Consider the following 16,777-nt stretch of genomic DNA (forward strand, 5'->3'; position numbering starts at 1 on the left):
AACATGAACGCCCAGAAACGCCTCGAGATCTTCACCCGCCTGCGCAACGAGAACCCTGAGCCACGCACCGAGCTTGCCTGGTCAACGCCCTTCGAGCTTCTGATCGCGGTACTGCTGTCGGCGCAGGCAACGGATGTAGGCGTCAACAAGGCCACGGCGAAGCTGTATCCGGTCGCCAATACGCCGGAGAGCATTCTCGCGCTGGGCGTCGAGGGTCTGAAGGAGTACATCAAGACGATCGGCCTGTTCAATACCAAGGCCGAGAACGTCATCAAGACCTGCCGCATGCTGATCGAACGGCATGGTGGCGAGGTACCGCAGACCCGCGAGGCGCTGGAAGCGCTGCCCGGCGTGGGCCGCAAGACCGCCAACGTGGTGCTCAACACCGCCTTCGGCCAGCCGACCATGGCGGTGGACACGCACATCTTCCGCGTCTCCAACCGCACGCGCATCGCCCCGGGCAAGAACGTGCTGGAGGTCGAGCACAAGCTGATGCGCCATGTGCCCAAGGAGTTTCTGGTCGACGCCCACCACTGGCTGATCCTGCATGGCCGCTACACCTGCGTGGCACGCAAGCCGCGCTGCGGCAGCTGCATCATCGAGGACCTCTGCGAGTACAAGGACAAGGTCGACCTGTAACGCCACAAGACATGAGGATTTGATGTCTTCTTCATGACCAGGGGCTTGATGACTGGAACTTGATCACCGGGCGCCTGGCGAGAGCCCGTTCTCGGGTGGACTGCCTGCGTGGACTGCATGCGTGATCGTTGATTGAACATGGGCCCCGCCTCCTCGCCTATTCAACCGAGCGGCAACGTAGACTGGGAGCACAGACCGTCGCCTCAGGAACCTGCCATGACCGCACCTTCCGATGCCGGGGATCGCCGCCCTCCGCGCCCAGAAGGCTCAGACGAATCCCACCAGCCTGATGACAGCAGCCTGCACTCGCGCCTGCAGGAGATGACGTCACGTCTCGAGGCACTGGAAGCCGAGAACCACCTGCTGCGCACCCTGGTCGACACCCACCCCGACATCCTGTTCATCAAGGATGCCAAGGGACTGTTCCGCTTCGCCAATCGCACCCTGACCGACTTCTACGGCACTACGCTCGAAGACATCATCGGGCGCGACGACAGCCATTACACCGGCAACACCGAGCAGAGCCACTTCTTTCGGCGCAGCGTGGAGCAGGTGCTCAGCAGGTTCGAGCGCGAGACGGTCTTCGAGGATGCCACCGACGGCACCACCGGCGAGGTCAACCATTTCCGCTCCATCAAGCTGCCCTTCCATGACATTCACGGCCAGCCGCTCGTCGCCGTTCTGGCACACAACATCACGGCAGAAGTCCGTGAACATGAGCGCAAGACCCGCCAGATCGATCACATCTATGACACCTCGCTGGAAGGCTTCTGGGACTGGAATATCCTGACCAGTTCCGTGACGCACAATCGCCGCTGGTCACAGATTCTGGGCATCCCGGAGAGCGAGCTCAGCAACAGCCTGGAAGAATTCGCAAGCCTGCTTCACCCCGAGGACAAGCCCGAGGCGATGATCGCCATCCAGGACTGCATGGCGGGCAAGACGGCCTATTATCACCGCCACCGCATGCTGACCCGCGGTGGCGACGTCGTCTGGGTGATCGACAAGGGCGATGTCACCGAACGGGACAGCGAAGGCAATCCGCTGCGCATGATCGGCTCGATCACCGATATCACGCGTATCGTCGAATCAGAGGCCCTGCTGCACCAGCACAGCCGCTTCGACTCGCTGACCAAGCTGGCCAACCGTGCCACGCTGATCGATAGCCTGCAGCAGGCCATCATCATCACCGACGCCCGTGACACCCACGGCGCACTCATCTTCATCGATCTGGACCACTTCAAGAAGATCAACGACCTGCTGGGACATACCACCGGCGACCATCTGTTGATCGAGGTGGCCCATCGCCTGAGCTCAACGGTGCGTGACAGCGATCTGGTGGCGCGCTTCGGCGGGGACGAATTCGTCATCCTGGTACAGCCCCTGAGCCACGATCCGCAGATTGCCTGTCGCGAACTGGATGAGCTGCTGGAGCGCCTGCAGCAGGTACTCAACCAACCCTATTCGCTTACAGGCCCACAGTCGCAGCCGCTGCAGCATCACAGCTCGGCAAGCCTGGGCAGCATCATGTTCCATGATCGCCACCTGAGTGCGGAGGAGCTCATCCGGCGTGCGGATATCGCGATGTGTCGCGCCAAGGAGGGCGGGCGCAACCAGACCGTCCGCTTTGACCCCAGCATGCGCGTGGAGCTTGAGCGCGCCGTACAGCTGGAGAATGACCTGCGCAGCGCCATCGAGAACGAAGAGCTGTACCTGGAACTGCAGCCGCAGTTCGATCGAGGACTCAAGCTGGTCGGTGCCGAGTGCCTGTTGCGCTGGCGACACGCCAAGCTCGGCAATATCTCGCCCTATGAATTCATTCCGCTGGCCGAAAAGAGCCAGCTGATCGACAGCCTCGGCGATTGGGTGCTGGAGCAGGCCTGCAAGCTGCTGGAGGACTGGCAGAGAGGCACCGCCTTCGCCAGGCTCTATCTGTCGGTCAATGTCAGCGTCAAGCAGCTGGACTCCCCTCACTACGCCGGCAACGTCGCCAAGGCACTCAACCAACATACGCTTGACCCGCAATATCTGCAGCTGGAGCTGACCGAAAACGTCTTCGCCACCGACATGCCTGCCACGGTGGCACGCATGCACGAACTGCGCTCGCTGGGCCTGCGCCTGTCGCTGGATGATTTCGGCACCGGCTTCTCCTCCCTGACCTACATCAAACACCTGCCCTTCGATGAGCTCAAGGTCGACCGCAGCTTCGTCAATGATCTCGAGAACGACGAGATGAATCGCCGCATGGTGAACTTCATGGTGCAGCTGGGGCGTGAGCTGGGCATGTGCGTGGTGGCGGAAGGCGTCGAGACCCCCAGGCAGCGCGAGCTGTTGCTGGAGATGGGGTGTGATGCCCTGCAGGGTTACCTGATGGACAAGCCGATGGCGATCGAGGCATTCACCGCCAGGTATCAACTCGGATGACAGCGCATCCGCGTCTTTCATGGCACACTGGGGCCTCTTTTCTGTCTGGACATCATGCGTTATGGAAGACTTCTTCAACTGGATCGGCACCCAGCTCGGTGCCGCCATTCGCTTCATCGTCGAAGGCCTGAGCGGTTTCTTCGCCAACTTCGATGATGCCCTATCGGGATTCTTCAATGGCCTGACCGGCGAGCTGGGACTTGGCACATCGCTGTTCAGCCTGCTGGGATTGGCGCTGGGGCTCTATCTGCTCTTCAAGGGCATCACGTCGCTGTTGAGAGGCTCCATCATCGGCGGACTATTGGTGACCTTCATCGGCCTGACCTTCCTGGGCTGGATGATTGCCTGACGCGCGCAATGCCCCTGAAAGCGATACCCTGACGGGACTCGCGCCAGGCTCGTGACATGAAAAAGCCCCTGCCGATCGGCAGGGGCTTTTTCATGTCAGCGGCAGTCATCACCATGGCGCGACGACTGCCGCCTGTCTTCAACCCGCCTTATTCACGAGTGCCCTGATCGGGCGGCTTGAAGTGGCTGGCCGTTGGGTTCTCGCACCGGGGGTGCTATCTACGCCGTAACGGCCCGCTGAATCATGCCCAAATGCTGCTCTTCTGTCGTATCTATATAACGTTCAGGAATTAATCACGCCGTTAAAGCAGCCGTCATCGTCGACCGTCGCTGCGGTCGCTCGATTCTTGAAGCTATGGTGGTTGCGCCGAACGTCAGCTAAGCGCGGTCAGTTTCGGCAGCCCCTTCAGCAAGGCAGGCCACCATTTATCAGCCGTATCGCCGAGGTGAACGGTGATGCGCCGAGCGTGCAGCGAGAGCGTCGCCGCCACCTTGAGCACCTGTTCACGCATCCGGCTCAGGCTCCAACCCTGCCGGGTCTGGCGCCCCAGCAAGCAGCGAAGGCCATGCAGAACCTGATAGGCGTAGAGACTCAGCAACAGGCTCACCTCATTGCGGGCCATCACGTCCTGGACGGTGGAGGCACCGCGATCGGTCGACGAGAGATGCACGTCGAGCGCCGACTTCACCTCGCCCATGTGCGCTTCGGCGCTGCCGCGCTTGCGATAGAGTGCCAGGATCTTCTCGGGCGGCCAGTCGAACTTGCCGAGGTTGGTGACCAGGAAGAAGGCATGCAGCAGCAGGTCATCGGGGCGTTCCTGAACTACCAGCACCACGCGTCGTGGCGTTGGCCAGGTACCGGCCTGGTATTCAAGGTCGTGGCACCACTCCCGAGGCTGCTCAGGTGGCCGGCCGCGTGGCCGCTTCAGGTAGGGCGCTGCCAGCGCCTGCAAGCCCTTGTGGCTGCGCAGCCGGCCCAGGTACTCGATGCTGCGCTTCTCCAGCGCCTCCAGCGTGTCGTTGTCGGTGAAGCCGGCGTCGATACGCACCCGAACCTGGGCGCCGGTGCTCTCGTTAAGCCGCTTCACCAGGTGCGGGATCCACGTATCAGCGTTCTCGGCGGGGCCGGCGTCGCCCTCGCGCAGCAGGCCGCCGACCATGTCGCCAGTTTCGGCCAACGAGGCGACCAGCGGCGAATAGATCCGCGTACCGTAAAGGCCATGATAAGCGGAACCGCCCTGGTGTCCATGGACCTCAATCGGCAGGCCGTCGATGTCTAGCGTCAGCTGCTTGGGACGCTCGCCGTTCTTCAGCGAGGTCAGGCGCCAGGCCACCAGCCGCAGCAGACCTTCATGCACGGCATCGATGTTGTCGTTGTGTCCAAGGCAGGTCAGCAGCCGCGACAGCGTGGCTTGGGACGGCCTATCCTGGACCAGTGGCGTCATGCCGCGCGCATCACTGCAGGCCAGCTGCCAGAGCGGATCACGGCGCAGCGTGTCGGTATCGCTGAGATCGATCCACCCCATCGCCCGCTGCAGCACCAAGGTGCGTATCTGGCTGGCCAGCGAGTGGCGAATACGCAGCGGATGGCGTGGATCGACCAGGTTATCTTCGAGCGCCTCGATCACGCCACTGCTGTCGAGGGCTTCGCGCAGCAACAATGCGCCGCTGTCGCTGGTGGTGCGGTGGCCGCTCAGCTCGACACGGACAGAGCCGTTGCATGAGAGCGTCCAGGTCGTTAGGGTTTCACCCATGGCGAGTGGTCCTCTTGAATCGTGTTCTGGCAGGAACATCCTGATTCTACAAGAGAAAACCACTCGCCATCTTCGTTTTCAGGTCGGCCTTATGAATAAGCCGGGTTCAAGGGTCAGTTCAGAGGATCAGGCCAGCGCCTTCTCCACGACTTCATACAGGTTGTTCGAGAGCTTCTCGCCACGGATACGCTCAAGCTCTGCCTTCATCAAGTCCTGACGCTTGGCATCGAAGCGCTTGTAACGCGTCAGCGGCGTGATGATGCGCGCCGCGATCTCCGGGTTCAGGCGATTGAGCTCGATGACCACATCCGCCAGCAGACGATAGCCTTCGCCATCGAGACGGTGGAAGTTGACGCGGTTCTGGCCGGCGAAGGCGCCAATCAAGGCACGCACCTTGTTGGGGTTGGTCAACGAGAAGGCCGGGTGCTCCATCAGGAAGCGCACGCGGTCCAGCACATCGGCCTGCGGACGCGTGACCTGGATCGAGAACCACTGGTCCATCACCAGCGGATCATGCGACCAGCGCTCGGCGAAGGACTTGAGCGCCGGGTCACCCAGATCAGTGCGTGAGGAGTGCACCAGCATCGTCAGCGCGGCACGCACGTCGGTCATGTTGTGGGCCGCCGCCAGCTGGGCCTGGGCCAGACGCACGCCCTCCTCATCCTCGATGCTCATCAGATAGCTGAGCGCGGCATTCTTGAGGCTGCGACGCGCCATCTGCTCGAAGGTCGGCGCGTAGTCGCCCTGCTGTGCATTGGCGTGATAGAGCGCCACGAAGTCGTCACGCAGCGCGCTGGCCAGCTGCGCCTTGGCGGTCTTGCGCGCCCAGTGTATGGCATCGACATCGACGACACTCTGCTGCTCGGCGATATAGGCCTCCGAGGGCAGCGTCAGCATCTCGGCCAGCACCGCACGATCGGAAGCCTCGCTCTGGAGCAGGAAGCGATAGGCGGCCAGCAGGCGCTCATCCAGCTGGGCCTCGTGCTCGCCACGCTGCCAGGCCGCTATCAGGTCTTCAATCGCTGCCATGGCCAGACGCTGACCGGCATCCCAGCGGTTGAAGCCATCGCTGTCGTACTGCATCAGGAAGGCCAGCTGCTCACGGCTATAGTCAAAGGCCAGCTTGACCGGCGCCGAGAAGCCACGCAGCAGCGACGGCACCGGCTCGGCATCGCCCGCAAGACCGGTGAAGACGAAGGTCTGCTCGGCCTCGGTCAGCTCCAGTACGGTTTCCGTGCCCAGCGCTTCGCCGTCGAGGGTCAGCGTGAGATCGCTGCCATCGGCGCCGACCAGCCCCATGCGCACCGGAATCACCAGCGGCAGCTTCTCCGCCTGCCCCGGCGTGGGCGGCGTGGACTGACGCAACGTGAGGGAATAGGTGCCAGCCTGGGCATCGAAGGCGCCACTGGCGGCGATGTTCGGGGTACCGGCCTGGGAGTACCAGCGCATGAACTGGCTGAAGTCGCGACCGGAGGCGTCGCTCATCGCGCTGATGAAGTCCTCGATGGTGGCGGCGCTGCCATCGTTGCGCGCGAAGTAGAGATCACTGCCACGACGGAAGACTTCTTCCCCGAGCAGATTGGCGACCATGCGCACCACTTCGGAACCCTTCTCGTAGATGGTCAGGGTGTAGAAGTTGGAAATCTCGATATAGGAGGCCGGGCGCACCGGGTGTGCGGTGGGGCCGGCATCTTCGGCGAATTGCGCGGTACGCAGCATGGCGACGTCTTCGATACGCTTGACCGGCGCCGAGTTCATGTCGGCGGAGAAGGTCTGGTCACGATAGACGGTGAAGCCTTCCTTCAGGGACAGCTGGAACCAATCACGGCAGGTGACACGGTTGCCCGACCAGTTGTGGAAGTACTCATGCGCGACCACCCCTTCGACGCGCTGGAAGGAGGCGTCAGTGGTGGTATCGGGGTTGGCCAGTACGCAGGCGCTGTTGAAGATGTTGAGGCCCTTGTTCTCCATCGCGCCCATGTTGAAGTCGTTGACCGCGACGATCATGAAGATGTCGAGGTCATATTCACGACCGTAGACTTCCTCATCCCACTTCATGGAGGCCTTGAGGGAGTTCATGGCGTGCTGGGTCTTGTCGAGATTTTCCGGCTCGACCCAGATTTCCAGAGCGACTTCACGGCCACTCATGGTGGTGAAGCTGTCGTCATGCTTGACCAGGTCACCCGCCACCAGCGCGAACAGATAGCACGGCTTGGGGTGCGGGTCCTGCCAGGTGACGAAGTGACGACCGCCCTCGCGCTCGCCACGCTCGACGGGATTGCCGTTGGAGAGCAGGATCGGGTAGCTGTCCTTGTCGGCGATGATGGTGGTGGTGAACACCGACATCACGTCCGGGCGGTCCGGGTAGTAGGTGATGCGACGGAAGCCTTCGGCCTCGCACTGGGTGCAGAACATGCCCGAGGACACGTAGAGGCCTTCCAGCGCGGTATTCGCGGCCGGATCGATCACCACCACCGTCTCGAGCTCACAGCTGGCCGGCAGGCCGGCCAGCGTCAGGTGAGTCTCGTCGAGCTTGTATTCATCACTGGCGAGCGCTCGCCCATCGACACGCACGGACTCCAGCGTCAGATGCTCGCCATTGAGCACCAGCGGCGGCGTGGCATCACTGCCCACGGCGGCATCGGGATTGGCCTCGAGGGTCAGCACGGTCGTCACACGGGTCGCGGACGGTGCCAGATCAAACGTCAGGCGGGTGTCCAGCACACGCCAGGCGGGTGCCTGATAATCGGCCAGATGAATCGCTGCAGGTTGTGACATCAAAGACTCCGCAATCAGCGCCGCGGGAGGAGACTCCTCACGGCAGGAAGACAGCGGACAGCGAGGGAGCAGACACCTCACCTGCCCGCGATGAAGCGCTCATTCGCGCGGAAGGGATTCGCCACCGACGGCAAGGTTCGCCCCCTCGCCCTTGGGCTCCGGGCGCGTTGCCAACCAGAGTGCCAGCAGCGACAGGAAGACCAGCAGCGAGACCTTGACGGCCAGCACTGACACGGTGAACAGGATGATCAACATCGAGACGGCCAGCATGCTGACCGCCATGATGCGCGCGCGCAGCGGAATGGCGCGTTCGCGCTCCCAGGCCACCAGTGTCGGCCCGATCTGGGGATGTTCCCGGATATAGCGCGCAAAGCGCGGTGAACCTCGGCTGGCACAGGCCAGCGCCAGCAGCATGAAGACGGTGGTGGGCAGCAGCGGCAGAAACATGCCAGCGAAGCCGATGCCGAAGAACAACCAGGCCAGGCCAAGCCAGCAGATACGCTTCATGCGCCGAAAGATCATCATGTCGGTTCCTCACCACCTGCGGTCACACACCGTGTGCTTCCTGCTATCAGTCAAACGCCAAGTCGTTCATGGGGAAAGTACTTTCTAACTATCTGCCTGATAGCAACTGCGTGCATGGTAACGGGCTTGCCGATATCGCGAAAGGCCACGCCCCCCGCCACGGGGGCCGTGGGCCGGTGTCTGCTGCCGGATTCGACGCCGCAGTCGGGCTGCGCTCAGTCGGGCTGCGCCAACTGCCAGAGACGCATGATGGCCTCGCAGCGGTCAGCCAGCAGCTCCGAGGTGCGCGCCAGCGCCTGCTCAAGCGGCATGGCACTGTCACACAGCGTGAAGACGGCACTGACCCCCTCATCATGGGCGGCTTGCCAGCCCTCGGCCAGTCGCCCCGCCAGCACGATGGCGGGCACCCCGGCGGCTCGCGCGGCTCGCGCCGCACCGATGGGGGTCTTGCCGCCCAGGCTCTGGCCATCCAGGCCGCCTTCCCCGGTGATCAGCAGATCACAGCCCGCAAGGCGCTCGCTCACGTTGAGGCGCTCCATCACCAGCTCGATGCCCGGGCGCAACTCACCGTTCAACCAGGCCGCCACCGCGTAGCCCATGCCGCCTGCGGCTCCTGCACCGGCCACTTGCTGCTGGTCTGCGCCCAACACTTCGGCACTCAGGCGCGCAAAGTGGGCCAGTGCCGCATCCAACTCCTCAACCACCGCGGCATCGGCGCCCTTCTGCGGGCCGAACACGGCGCTCGCGCCACGCGGGCCACACAGGGGGTTGTCGACATCGACCGCGGCAGACACCTTGAGGTTGGCCAGACGTGGATCCAGTGCACTGACGTCCAGGCTCGCCAGGCGCGCGAGGGCCGCGCCTCCCGCGGGCAGCTCTTCCCCATCAGCGTCGAGCAGACGCAGCCCGAGTGCGCGCAGCATGCCGCTGCCGCCGTCGTTGGTGGCACTGCCGCCCAGCGTGACGATCAGTCGCTCGGCACCGGCGTCCAACGCCGCCAGTATCAGCTCGCCCACACCGTGGGTATCGGCGACACGTGCGTCGCGTTCTTCAGGGCTGACCAGATGCAGACCGCTGGCTTCGGCCAGCTCGACGATAGCGGTGCGGCTACCCGGCTGCCAGCCCCACTGAGCGGTGACGTCGCGCCCGAGCGGATCACGTACCTGAGCGCTGCGCGCCTCGATGGGGTCTGCTTCACTGGCCGCCGCCAACAACGCCGCCAGCGTACCCTCACCGCCATCCCCCAGCGGGCAGAGGTCGATCTCTGCCTCAGGCAGTACCCGGCGAACACCACGCGCCATGGCCTCGGCGGCATCACTGGCTGCCAGCGCTTCCTTGAAGCTGTCAGGGGCAATCAACAGACGCGGCGAGCCAGCAGAAGCGGAGGAGGGAGCAGAAGCAGAGACAGTCATGCAGACATTCCTTGTCGAAAGTGAAGGAGCGAATGGGGGCGACTCAGCGCAAGATCACCCCATGATACGCCGTCATTGGTGCCATGCGGCATTCTGAAACGCAAACTGCCACCCGTCGGTCTCCCGAGGGTGGCAGTGGCAGTACAAGCTGACCGCGACAGTTTACTTGACCAGACGCGTCTCTGTGGGCGCCAGCGTGACCTTGCCTTCACGCTTCAGGTGGCCGATGGCGCGCTTGAAGTTGGCCTTGCTGGCACCGAAGGCTTCACTGATGGCTTCCGGCTCGCTCTTGTCGCCCAGCGGCAGCACGCCCTGACTGGCTTCCAGCGCGGCCAGAATGCGGTCCGCCAGCTGCTGATGGCCAGCCGGCCCCGGTGCCTGCGGCGTGAGATCGACATTGCCGTTGCCGTCATTCTTCAACACCCACAGACGTAGACGATTGCCGATGCGCAGACGCGTGAAGATACGGTCATGGTGCACCAGGCCCCAATGAGCGTTGTCGATGATGATCTTCATGCCCAGGTCAGTACGGGCAGCGACCAGACCGGAGACTTCCTGGCCCACCGCATAGGTGGCCGTGGTCTTGTCGAGCCAGCGATCCAGGCGCATCGAGGCCACCATGCGGTCACTGTGCTTGTCGAGACCGACGTGCACCATGGCGAACTGACCGGCCTTGAGCTCACGCTTGCGCTCGCCGTAGGGCAGCAGCAGATCCTTGCCCAGGCCATTGTCGAGGAAGGTGCCGATGTCATTGACCTCGACCACCTTGAGCGCGGCGAATTCGCCGACCATGGCACGCGGATAGCGCGTGGTGGCCAGCAGGCGGTCTTCATCATCCAGGCTGACGAAGACTTCGACTTCGTCACCGATGTCGGCCCCCGCCGGAATGAAAGGTGTCGGCAGCAGGATTTCCCCGCGATCCCCACCATCGAGGAAGACGCCGAAGCCGACCCGCTTGGTGATCGTCAGGGTGTTGCGCTGGCCGATAGCGAGCGGAGCAGACATATAACCTCTCTTTGCGCGTTGGCGGGTGCCGTAGCGGCCCGCATGGCGCAGATATCACGTACGAATAGGGTGAAACGCTTTGAAAGCGACGCGTCCGGTCGTCTCGAGTGATGCACCGGGCTGGACAAGCGTAGCCCCAGCAACGAGACATGACGCTTTCAAAGCGAATCCGTTGAGCCAGAAAACATGCGAGTCAGTGACTCTCACGAAACCGCAAATCAGCGAGTCAAACGAATACAGCACCGCACGCCGATAGCGAACGGTGCTGATAATGGCGACCGCCAGTCACTTGAGCGCTGGATCAGTCGCGGAAGTTGTTGAACTGCAGCGGCAGATCGATACTCTCATCGCCCTTGAGCAGTGCCATGGCGCCCTGCAGGTCGTCACGCTTCTTGCCGGTGACGCGTACCTTCTCGCCCTGGATCTGCGCCTGGACCTTGAGCTTGGCATCCTTGAGCGCCTTGACGATCTTCTTGGCGGTCGGCTGGTCCAGCCCCTGACGCAGCACCAGCTGCTGACGGGCACGCACACCAGCGGTGTCGGCATCCTTCTCTTCCAGACAGCGCACGTCGATGCCACGCGCGATCAGACGGCCCTTGAGCAGTTCGACCATCTGACGCAACTGGAAGTCGGCATCGGCTTCCAGATTGACGTTCTCTTCCTTCTCGAGTTCGAAGCTGGCAGTCACGCCCTTGAAATCAAAGCGCGTCGCGAGTTCGCGATTGGCCTGATCGACGGCATTCTGAACTTCGTGCTTGTCGAGTTCGGAGACAATATCGAATGACGGCATGGGAGCGATTCCTTTGAAGCCATGAAGAATAAACAGCGCATCCTAGCCCATGGGGGCCACGCGCGCCATGCCCCCGGCTCAGGCGGCGCCGGCATTCACCGTCGAGGCCGCGAGTTTCTCAGCCACTGGCGCCGGCGAATCTACCGTCAGTGCCTTGCGCATCTTCCAGGCGGCGGCCCCATCGGCATAGTAATCGCGCAGGCGACCACACTTCTCGAAGCCGTGTCGCTCGTAGAGCGCGATCGCCGCGCCATTGCCGGTATGCACCTCAAGATCGAACTGCGTACAGCCCTGGGCGATGGCCAGCTGCTCAAGCGTTGTCAGCATGCGCTGGGCAAGGCCTCGGCCACGCGATTCCGGGTGCAGGCAGAAGGAGTAGAGTCGCGCCCGGCGTGAATTGCGCCGAAACAGTACGGTGCCGTAGCCAAGCACACTGCGCAGCGGCGTAGCGTCATCACGCTCGACGCTACCGTCTGGCCATAGCGCGGCCATGACATCGTCCACCGCCGCTGTGGATGGGATGACATCGTCATCGGGCTGGATGATCACCAGGGTACGGGCATGGGCACGCAGTATCAGGTGGGACAGCTGACGACGACTGAACCAGTCGCTGTCGAAACTGACTTCCTCGAGCTCTACCAGAGCGTCGAGATCGGCCCGGATGGCCGGGCGCAGAATGGGGGTCATGGTGCAGGCTCTCCCGCCTGTCAGCGCCCTGACGCTGCTTGATGTTCAGCGTGTCGCGGGGCGGTAGCAATGCGCTGCATTCTGGGCATGCAGAAGCGTCTTGTCTTGGTCTCTTTGCATGAAATTATTTCACTTTCCAGCCTATTGCGATGACGGGGATTGTTTCTCATGATGCGCGCACTCGGCACCGCTTCGGTGCCCGCCTTGCGAGGCTTCGCAATGTCCCGCCTGCGTATCGTGGTTGACCGTGTTTCTGACTGGCGCGCCTTCTATCCCAGTGATGATGTCATCAGCGCCCATGACTTTCTTTCCGAACTCTCAAGCGATGCGCCAGCCCAGCGCGCCGACGATGCACCGCAGCCCGCCACCCACGTCATCAATCTGTGTGGCGGGCTGGATTACCTGGGCATCGGCTATTACGTCTCGCTGCTGGCCCAGGCGCGCGGTCAGAAGGCGTTGCCGTCAGTGGAAACCCTCAATCAGCTGTCACGCAAGTCGCTGATCGACATGGAGCTGGGCGGCATCCGCGTACTGCTCGAGGAGCTGACCCGCAAGGGCGCACTGCCCGCCCCGCAAGGCGTGCTGCATGGAGCTGGCAAGCCGCCGCGACTCGACCTGCTGCTGACCTTCGGCGAGAGCGCAGACCCCGCGCTTGCGCGTCTCGCACGCAAGCTGTTCGAGCGTCTGCCCTGCCCGCTGCTGGAGGTGCGTCTTGAAGGCCGTGGCGATCATTGGGTGCTCAAGCGAGTGCGCCCGCAATCCCTGTGCCACCTGGCAACGGCGAATGAAGACCGCTTCGCCCAGGCGCTCAATCGCCATTCGCGCAAGGTGTGGCGCACGCCCAAGGCACGCCGCCATTACCGCTTCGATCTCGCCATGCTGATCGATCCCGACGAGGCGCTGCCACCGTCCAACCGGACCGCACTCAAGCACTTCATCCGCGAGGGGCGCCGACTGGGCATCGATGTCAGCCTGATCACCAGACGCGACGAGGGCCGCCTGGCCGAGTTCGATGGCCTGTTCATCCGCGAGACGACCAGTCTGGATCACCACACCTATCGCATGGCCAAGCGTGCCGAGCATGAAGGGCTAGTGGTGATCGATGACAGTCAGTCGATCCTGCGCTGCACCAACAAGGTCTTCCTGCATGAACTTCTCAAGGCACGCGGCCTGAGTGCACCGCAGGGTCGCCTGATCCATCGGGGCGAACTGCGCCAGCTGGCCGAGCGCGGTCAGCACATGCGCTACCCGCTGGTGATGAAGGTGCCGGATGGCGCCTTCTCCCGTGGCATCGTCAAGATCGATGGCCCGGAGACGCTGGTGCGCGAAGCCGAACGGCTGTTCCAGGATTCCGCCCTGCTGCTGTTGCAGGAGTGGCTGCCGACCGAGTTCGACTGGCGCATCGGCGTGCTCGACGGCAAGCTGCTGTTCGCCAGCCGCTACTACATGGCACGCGGCCATTGGCAGATCTACGACCACAGCGGCGCGCGCACCCGCTCCGGCGGCTTCGCGACAGTCGACCCGAGCGAGGTGCCAGCGGCCGTGATCAAGGCGGCCCTGAAGGCGACCCGCCTGATCGGCGATGGCCTCTATGGCGTCGACTTGAAGCAGCTGGAGGACCGCGTGGTGGTCATCGAGGTCAACGACAATCCGAATCTGGATGCCGGCGTCGAGGATGTGGTGCTGGGACGCGAGCTCTACCGGCGCGTGATGCAGGTATTTCTGGCCCGCATGCAGGCGCGCCGCCAGCCCGTGCTGGGCTGACACGCCCCGAGTCTGCAAGCCTGTAGCAAGCAACGAGAAACCAGAGGCACAGAAACGACAGCGCCCACCCTCCGTGACGGAGGGTGGGCGCTGTCGTGTGTGCGGTGCTGTGCTCTTGGCTATGGCTCAGCCGCGGCTCATTGCTCGCCGAGCTGGGCCTCGATCTCATAGCCGGTGAACTTGCGCAGGTTGATCACGCCGCTGTCGAGAATCAGATACTGACCCTTGAGCCCTTCGAGTACGCCTTCCACCACTGGCGTCTTGTCGAAGTTGAACGAGGTGACCTTGCTCGGCGCGGTGCGCACCGGAAACTCGAAGGCCAGCGCCGTGGTGTCCAGCACCCGGATGGCGCCTTCGCCGCAATGCGCCTGCAGCGCTGCCAGGCCTTCTGACATCTGGGCCAGCAAGGCGTCCCGCTCGGCTTCCAGATCCAGCTCGGCCACATCGCCCTTGAGCATCGCCCGCCAGTTGGTGCGGTCGTTCAGCGCCTGCTTGAACAGCACCTCGACCAGCCCCGACTGCAGGCGATTGGACACCTCGACGATGGGCAGCGCCTGGATGGCGCCCTGATCGAACCAGCGCGTCGGCATCTGGGTCTTGCGCGTGATGCCGACCTTGAGGCCGGAGGAGTTGGCCAGATAGACGATATGCGGCTGGAAGCAGTGTTCCTCGCCCCACTGCGGATCACGGCAGGTACCTTCGGCGTAGTGACAGGTCTCCGGCTTCATGATGCAGCCATCGCACTGCGGCAGCTTGCGAAAGCACGGATAGCAATGCCCCTGGGCGAAGCTCTTCTTGGTCTTGCGACCACAATGGCTGCAGTGGATCTGACCAGTGAAACTCAGGCGCACCTTGTGGCCGATATAGGCATTCAGCGGCTGGGTGATCTCGCCCAGGCGCAGGCCATAGCTGGCCGCCAGCGGCTCCCGCGTGACCGACGGCGCCTCGAACGAGGTATCGATCGCAAGCGCTTCACCGACAGGCACGATGGACATCTTGCGGATGTTGCCACTCAGCGTGATAGGCGCCACAGCTTGGGCACTGACGTCCTGAGCCGTGCCAGAGGCCTCATCCGCGCTCAGGGCATCATCCAGCGTCAGTTGACCCACTTGATCTGCTCCGGCTCATCGCTTGCGGCGCTGTCATCATCACGCGGCCCACAGGTGCCGTTGTCGATGAAGCCGACACGCGACTCGACAGGCACGTTGTTGTGCGCTTCGTACTTGATGACGGCTTCCATGCACAGCTCGACCTGCTCCTGGGTCAGCACACGGCCATCCGGCCATTTGCGCAGCTGCATGGACTGCTTGAGGCTCTCGTAGATGGTCGGCGTCATCTGCTCGATCATGCCGTCAAAGGACATGTTGCTCATCACATACTCTCCTGATGCGGGTCCACGACTGCCGAAGGCGGGCCATCGGAGTCACAGGGGATGGCCGCCATTCTAGCATTGTCATTTAGCGCAGTGTCATTTCCAGAGGTGTCATCCCTAGGGCCGAATCGCCAACGCTCAGCCTGCGCTGCGTCTGGGGAGCAGCCAGCCCAGCAGCAGGCCGGTCAGCAGGCCGCCAAGATGGGCCTCGTTGGCAATGGCGCCAAGGCCGATGGCACTCGAGAGCGGCGTCATGCACAGCACCAGATAGATCAGCATGAAGATCATCAGCGAGCGCTGCATCTCATAGCCCAGCGCCGGGCGGCGGCGCGCAGCGATGAAGACATAGCCGATCACGGCGAAGTCGATCCCCGACAACCCGCCGAACAGTACGCTGCCGGTGGCATATTGCGCCAGATTGGCCGCCACGCCGCTCAGCACCACGACCAGCGCGAAGCGCCAACCACCATCGATGGCCTCGATCTGACGCCCGAACACCCACAGCCACAACAGGTTGAAAACCAGGTGCAGTACCCCGAAGTGCATCAACGACGGCGACCAGAGCCGCCACCACTCCCCCGCCAGCGTCACGGACAGCGGCTCGGGTGCGATGTGCTGACTGCCGACAAGCTCGAAGGGCACGATGGCCAGCCATTCGAAGACCGCCGCCTGGCCCAGCGCATACTGGAACATCACTGTGATACAGCAGGCCAGACCGACCAGCCAGGTCAGCGGCGTCTGGCGCATCAGGGCGATGAGGGACTGAGAACTGGCGGTACCACGCGTCGCGGCGCCTGCGGAGGCATCCCGCAACGGCTCACCGCGTGACTGGCGCTCGAGCATCGCGATGACGCGCGGCAGTTGCTCGGGGTCAGCCAGCCACAGCTCCTGGCCGCCCTCGTGGCTCTCGGCATCCTCGTCAGACGCAGCCTCTGTCGGGCGAGCCTGGCTCAGGGTGATCTGGTGACCGATCTTCTCGGCCCACAGGGCTTCACGCAGGGGGCGGCTGTCGAAGGATTCGGGCAGCGTCAGAACCTTGAACATATATGCCTCTGAAGATGACACGCGACTGAACAGACTCAGTACACGTTGATAAACAAGGAGAAGTCAGACCAGCCTGCGAAAAGCTACCACAGCGCCGCAGTCGTCTGGGCTTTGTGACAGACATAAAAAAAGCCCGGTGGGGGGCACCGGACTGAGCAAGGATCATTCAAGGGAACACTTACTCAGAGTGCGCAATCGGGCTTTGGTTCACTGACATGTGATTGTAAAAAACAAT

General features: G+C 63.0%; 14 protein-coding genes. 4 read left to right on the forward strand and 10 right to left on the reverse strand.

Translation table 11 applies throughout. The features are described from left to right. Nucleotides 1-3 precede the first annotated feature (3 nt). The 3 genes from nth (at nt 4) to AC5WNI_RS11365 (ending at nt 3,412) form a co-directional block, all read left to right on the forward strand. On the forward strand, nt 4-639 hold the full coding sequence (gene nth / locus AC5WNI_RS11355) for an endonuclease III (protein WP_043334098.1): 636 nt from the start codon (nt 4-6) through the stop codon (nt 637-639). A gap of 216 nt (nt 640-855) precedes the next feature. After that, nucleotides 856-3,063 carry a putative bifunctional diguanylate cyclase/phosphodiesterase gene (locus AC5WNI_RS11360; RefSeq protein ID WP_495928470.1) on the forward strand — a complete coding sequence of 736 codons (2,208 nt, stop codon included), beginning with the start codon at nt 856-858 and terminating at the stop codon, nt 3,061-3,063. A gap of 61 nt (nt 3,064-3,124) precedes the next feature. Further along, nucleotides 3,125-3,412, forward strand: a complete 288-nt coding sequence (locus AC5WNI_RS11365) for a hypothetical protein (RefSeq protein ID WP_495928471.1) — start codon at nt 3,125-3,127, stop codon at nt 3,410-3,412. 373 nt (nt 3,413-3,785) lie between these two features. On the opposite strand, the gene AC5WNI_RS11370 is transcribed toward AC5WNI_RS11365, so the two are convergent. The 7 genes from AC5WNI_RS11370 to AC5WNI_RS11400 all read right to left on the reverse strand — a co-directional run bounded on the left by AC5WNI_RS11370 (nt 3,786) and on the right by AC5WNI_RS11400 (nt 12,362). Further along, complete coding sequence (locus tag AC5WNI_RS11370) at nt 3,786-5,204, reverse strand: IS1380 family transposase (RefSeq protein WP_368448727.1); 1,419 nt, start codon at nt 5,202-5,204, stop codon at nt 3,786-3,788. Nucleotides 5,205-5,291: 87 nt separating this feature from the next. After that, nucleotides 5,292-7,943, reverse strand: a complete 2,652-nt coding sequence (gene pepN / locus AC5WNI_RS11375; RefSeq protein WP_495928472.1) for an aminopeptidase N — start codon at nt 7,941-7,943, stop codon at nt 5,292-5,294. A gap of 99 nt (nt 7,944-8,042) precedes the next feature. Further along, the gene (locus tag AC5WNI_RS11380; protein WP_254627065.1) at nt 8,043-8,468 is read right to left on the reverse strand and encodes a YbaN family protein; all 426 of its coding nucleotides are present in this window, start codon (nt 8,466-8,468) and stop codon (nt 8,043-8,045) included. Nucleotides 8,469-8,683: 215 nt separating this feature from the next. Further along, nucleotides 8,684-9,880 carry a glycerate kinase gene (locus AC5WNI_RS11385; RefSeq protein WP_495928473.1) on the reverse strand — a complete coding sequence of 399 codons (1,197 nt, stop codon included), beginning with the start codon at nt 9,878-9,880 and terminating at the stop codon, nt 8,684-8,686. Between the two features lie 162 nt (nt 9,881-10,042). Further along, a complete protein-coding gene (locus tag AC5WNI_RS11390; protein WP_495928474.1) occupies nt 10,043-10,885 on the reverse strand; it encodes a CvfB family protein in 843 nt (280 codons plus the stop codon). 301 nt (nt 10,886-11,186) lie between these two features. Then, the gene (locus AC5WNI_RS11395; protein ID WP_175089418.1) at nt 11,187-11,675 is read right to left on the reverse strand and encodes a YajQ family cyclic di-GMP-binding protein; all 489 of its coding nucleotides are present in this window, start codon (nt 11,673-11,675) and stop codon (nt 11,187-11,189) included. Nucleotides 11,676-11,753: 78 nt separating this feature from the next. Continuing rightward, nucleotides 11,754-12,362 carry a GNAT family N-acetyltransferase gene (locus AC5WNI_RS11400; protein ID WP_495928475.1) on the reverse strand — a complete coding sequence of 203 codons (609 nt, stop codon included), beginning with the start codon at nt 12,360-12,362 and terminating at the stop codon, nt 11,754-11,756. Between the two features lie 168 nt (nt 12,363-12,530). Here AC5WNI_RS11400 and AC5WNI_RS11405 point away from each other — a divergent pair, with 168 nt between their 5' ends. Continuing rightward, nucleotides 12,531-14,126, forward strand: coding sequence for a RimK family ATP-grasp domain-containing protein (locus tag AC5WNI_RS11405; protein ID WP_495928476.1), 1,596 nt, complete (start codon nt 12,531-12,533; stop codon nt 14,124-14,126). A 137-nt stretch (nt 14,127-14,263) separates the two neighbouring features. Here the strand turns inward: AC5WNI_RS11405 and AC5WNI_RS11410 are convergent, their stop codons facing one another. From AC5WNI_RS11410 to AC5WNI_RS11420, 3 genes are all read right to left on the reverse strand, one after another. Next, nucleotides 14,264-15,235: a DUF2797 domain-containing protein gene (locus AC5WNI_RS11410; protein WP_285461502.1), complete on the reverse strand. Its 972-nt coding sequence runs from the start codon at nt 15,233-15,235 to the stop codon at nt 14,264-14,266. Continuing rightward, entirely contained in the window at nt 15,223-15,498 is a 276-nt protein-coding gene (locus tag AC5WNI_RS11415; RefSeq protein WP_175089415.1) for a YeaC family protein, read from the reverse strand. Before AC5WNI_RS11415 ends, AC5WNI_RS11410 begins: the two co-directional genes overlap by 13 nt. Nucleotides 15,499-15,636: 138 nt before the next feature. After that, nucleotides 15,637-16,542 carry a rhomboid family intramembrane serine protease gene (locus AC5WNI_RS11420; RefSeq protein ID WP_175089413.1) on the reverse strand — a complete coding sequence of 302 codons (906 nt, stop codon included), beginning with the start codon at nt 16,540-16,542 and terminating at the stop codon, nt 15,637-15,639. Nucleotides 16,543-16,777: the final 235 nt, after the last annotated feature.

The organism is Cobetia sp. PDI-12MA (assembly GCF_059507695.1).

Coding starts and splice junctions, on each gene's coding strand:
- nth (WP_043334098.1), top strand. CDS start 4: ATGAACGCCCAGAAACGCCTCGAGATCTTCACCCGCCTGCGCAACGAG.
- AC5WNI_RS11360 (WP_495928470.1), top strand. CDS start 856: ATGACCGCACCTTCCGATGCCGGGGATCGCCGCCCTCCGCGCCCAGAA.
- AC5WNI_RS11365 (WP_495928471.1), top strand. CDS start 3,125: ATGGAAGACTTCTTCAACTGGATCGGCACCCAGCTCGGTGCCGCCATT.
- AC5WNI_RS11370 (WP_368448727.1), bottom strand. CDS start 5,204: ATGTTCCTGCCAGAACACGATTCAAGAGGACCACTCGCCATGGGTGAA.
- pepN (WP_495928472.1), bottom strand. CDS start 7,943: ATGTCACAACCTGCAGCGATTCATCTGGCCGATTATCAGGCACCCGCC.
- AC5WNI_RS11380 (WP_254627065.1), bottom strand. CDS start 8,468: ATGATGATCTTTCGGCGCATGAAGCGTATCTGCTGGCTTGGCCTGGCC.
- AC5WNI_RS11385 (WP_495928473.1), bottom strand. CDS start 9,880: ATGACTGTCTCTGCTTCTGCTCCCTCCTCCGCTTCTGCTGGCTCGCCG.
- AC5WNI_RS11390 (WP_495928474.1), bottom strand. CDS start 10,885: ATGTCTGCTCCGCTCGCTATCGGCCAGCGCAACACCCTGACGATCACC.
- AC5WNI_RS11395 (WP_175089418.1), bottom strand. CDS start 11,675: ATGCCGTCATTCGATATTGTCTCCGAACTCGACAAGCACGAAGTTCAG.
- AC5WNI_RS11400 (WP_495928475.1), bottom strand. CDS start 12,362: ATGACCCCCATTCTGCGCCCGGCCATCCGGGCCGATCTCGACGCTCTG.
- AC5WNI_RS11405 (WP_495928476.1), top strand. CDS start 12,531: ATGATGCGCGCACTCGGCACCGCTTCGGTGCCCGCCTTGCGAGGCTTC.
- AC5WNI_RS11415 (WP_175089415.1), bottom strand. CDS start 15,498: ATGAGCAACATGTCCTTTGACGGCATGATCGAGCAGATGACGCCGACC.
- AC5WNI_RS11420 (WP_175089413.1), bottom strand. CDS start 16,542: ATGTTCAAGGTTCTGACGCTGCCCGAATCCTTCGACAGCCGCCCCCTG.